The organism is Flavobacterium sp. JAS, from assembly GCF_020991455.1.
In the GTDB taxonomy this organism is placed as follows: domain Bacteria; phylum Bacteroidota; class Bacteroidia; order Flavobacteriales; family Flavobacteriaceae; genus Flavobacterium.
This window is the reverse complement of record NZ_JAJMOX010000033.1, coordinates 1-2876: the sequence shown is the minus strand read 5'-3', so window position 1 is coordinate 2876 and position 2876 is coordinate 1. Positions and strand designations below refer to the sequence as shown.

General features: G+C 37.2%; 4 protein-coding genes. All 4 read left to right on the top strand.

Annotated features, from left to right (window positions below; genetic code table 11):
* On the top strand, window positions 1–565 hold a 565-nt coding region (locus tag LPB88_RS23615), incomplete at its 5' end, for a zinc-binding dehydrogenase (protein ID WP_230718242.1).
* A 1-nt stretch (window position 566) separates the two neighbouring features.
* A complete protein-coding gene (locus tag LPB88_RS23610; protein WP_230718240.1) occupies window positions 567–1394 on the top strand; it encodes an amidohydrolase in 828 nt (275 codons plus the stop codon).
* A 3-nt stretch (window positions 1395–1397) separates the two neighbouring features.
* Entirely contained in the window at window positions 1398–2189 is a 792-nt protein-coding gene (locus LPB88_RS23605) for an SDR family oxidoreductase (protein WP_230718238.1), read from the top strand.
* Window positions 2190–2276: 87 nt separating this feature from the next.
* A partial coding sequence (locus tag LPB88_RS23600) for an MFS transporter (protein WP_230718236.1) occupies window positions 2277–2876 on the top strand: 600 nt, incomplete at its 3' end.

The window sequence follows — 2876 nt, the reverse complement described above, 5'->3', positions numbered from 1 at the left end:
GATACGCAGAGCTGCCATTACTGCTGGAGAAATCGTTGCTGTGGTAGGTTGTGGCCCTATCGGAATTGGGATTATGAAGCTGGCTCAAATTGCTGGTGCCAGAGTAATCGCCATTGATATGAACGAGCAGCGTTTGGCTTATGCCAAAGAGAAAATTGGCGTGGATTATACCGTAAAAGCAGATGGAAATACGGTTGAAGAAATCACCAAAATTACCAATGGAGATTTATGTACTGCTGTTTTTGATGCTTCCGGGCACAAAGGGGCTTTAGAAACATGTCCAAATTATATGTCGCACGGTGGTCGTTTTGTGCTTGTTGGATTATCCAAAGGAGAATTGACTTATAGTCATCCGGCTATTCACGCCAAAGAGATAACTTTAATGTGCAGCCGAAATGCGACTACCGAAGATTTTCAGCATGTAATTAGTGTTTTAGACCAATTCCCAACAGCATCCTATATTAGTCATAATGTTCCTTATACTGAAATGATCACTAATTTTGATAGTTGGCTAGATCCTGCAACAGGTGTAATTAAAGCTACTGTCGATTTTAAATTAAAATAGTATGACAATAGATTCGCATCAGCATTTTTGGATATACGAAGCAGAAAAACATGCCTGGATAGATGATGATATGAAAGTCATTCGTAAGAATTTCTTGCCTGAAGATTTGAAGCTCATTTACCAAACTAACGATATTGATGGTTGTGTAGCGATACAAGCCGATCAAACTCTAGCCGAGACAGATTTTCTTTTAGATCTAGCCCAAAAAAACGACTTCATCAAAGGAGTTGTAGGCTGGGTTGATTTAAGAGTGTCAGATATTGAGATTGTTTTAAATCAATACAGCCAATTTCCAAAACTAAAAGGTTTCAGACATGTGCTTCAAGGCGAGGCGGATCATAATTTTATGTTACGCCCTGATTTTTTAAAGGGAATTGCCGCTTTAGAAAAATATAATTTTACTTATGATATTCTTATTTTTCCACATCAATTAGGAGCAGCATTGGAATTAGTGAGGCGTTTTCCAAATCAAAAATTTGTCATCGATCATATTGCAAAACCCTATATAAAAGACGGATTTTATGATGGTTGGGCCACTTTAATGAAAGTAATTGGTGAATATCCAAATGTGTATTGCAAACTCTCAGGAATGACCACCGAAGCCGATTATAATAATTGGACTCCTGAACAAATTGAACCTTATATGCAATTGGTTTTGGCCGCTTTTGGAGCAAACCGAATCCTTTTTGGTTCGGATTGGCCGGTGTGTTTGGTCGCTGGAAATTATGCAAAAACAAAAGAATTAGTAACCAATTTCATTGCAAAATTAAGCTCAGAAGAGCAAGAAGCTATTATGGGGGGCAATGCAATACAATTTTATAACTTATAGATTATGGATTTAGAATTAAAAGGAAAAGTAGTGGTCATTACCGGTGCTGCCGGACTTAAAGGAAGTATTGGAGAAACTATCCTGCAGCATTTGGCTAGCGAAGGAGCAATTCCGGTAGTACTTGATAGAAACGATCGCGGATTTGCCTATATAGAAGAAATTCAAAGACAGGGAATTGATGGTTTGTTTTGTAAAACAGATGTGACAAATCCTCTGGAAATTCAAGAAGCAATCGCAATAATCGGGGCTAAATACGGTCGAATTGATGCTTTAATCAATAATGTTGGTGTTAATGACGGAGTTGGACTTGATGCCTCATATGAAGAATTTTTAAATTCTTTGAAACTCAATATGGTGAGTTACTTTTTGATGGTTAAGTATGCACTACCTTATTTAAAAGCTTCCAAAGGTCCAATTTTGAACATTGGGTCCAAAGTAGGATTAACAGGTCAGGGAGGAACTTCTGGTTATGCTGCTGCCAAAGGTGGCGTTTTGGGTTTAACCCGGGAATGGGCGGTGGATTTAATCCAACATTCTATAAGAGTAAATGCTATTATCATAGCGGAAAGCTGGACTCCTGCCTACGAGAATTGGATTAAAACACTTGAAAATGGAGAAGAAAAATTAAAATCCATTGTTGAGAAAATTCCATTAGAAAACAGAATGACAACTCCTGATGAAATTGCTGACGCTTGCTTATTTACTATCTCTAAAAGATCCTCACATACTACTGGACAGTTCATCTATTGTGATGGAGGCTACGTTCATTTAGACCGTTCATTATTGACAATATAAAATATTTAACACCTAAAAGGACAAATTATATTGCTGTATTAGTTGTTCTTTTTTTACTAATCAACCTAACCAACCAAATTTATACGTATGAACCAATCCTTTCCAATTCCTATAGTAAAAAAGGAATTACTTTTTCAGTTTGTTATCATTACCATTTTATTTGCCCTTTGGGGAATTGCCAATGATTTGACAACTCCAATGGTTTCCACTTTCAAAAAAGTGATGCCTGAACTATCCAATACGCAAGCCTCATTGGTACAATTTGCCTTTTATTTTGGTTATTTTTTTATGGCCTTGCCGGCAGCTTTGTTCATTAGAAAATACAGTTACAAATCAGGAATAATAGTGGGACTTATATTGTATGCAGCAGGCGCTTTTTTATTCTATCCTGCGGCACATTACCAGAGCTACACGTTCTTTCTTATTTCCCTATGGGTGATTACCTGTGGTTTGGCCTTTCTGGAAACCACTTCAAATCCGTTAATTTTATTCCTGGGCAATAAAGAAACAGCCACGCAACGTTTGAATTTAGCTCAGGCATTTAACCCCATTGGTGCGATAACCGGACTAATTATGGCCCAGTTTTTAGTAATAGAGAAAATAAAATCAGACGATTATACCTCCGAAGCATTCAAAGCATTAAGTTCAAGTGAAGTAGCCTCAATCCGCAAAAATGATTTAGATGTC

Excerpts from the sequence above, each read along its gene's own strand:
- LPB88_RS23610 (WP_230718240.1), top strand. The coding sequence starts at position 567 with ATGACAATAGATTCGCATCAGCATTTTTGGATATACGAAGCAGAAAAA.
- LPB88_RS23605 (WP_230718238.1), top strand. The coding sequence starts at position 1,398 with ATGGATTTAGAATTAAAAGGAAAAGTAGTGGTCATTACCGGTGCTGCC.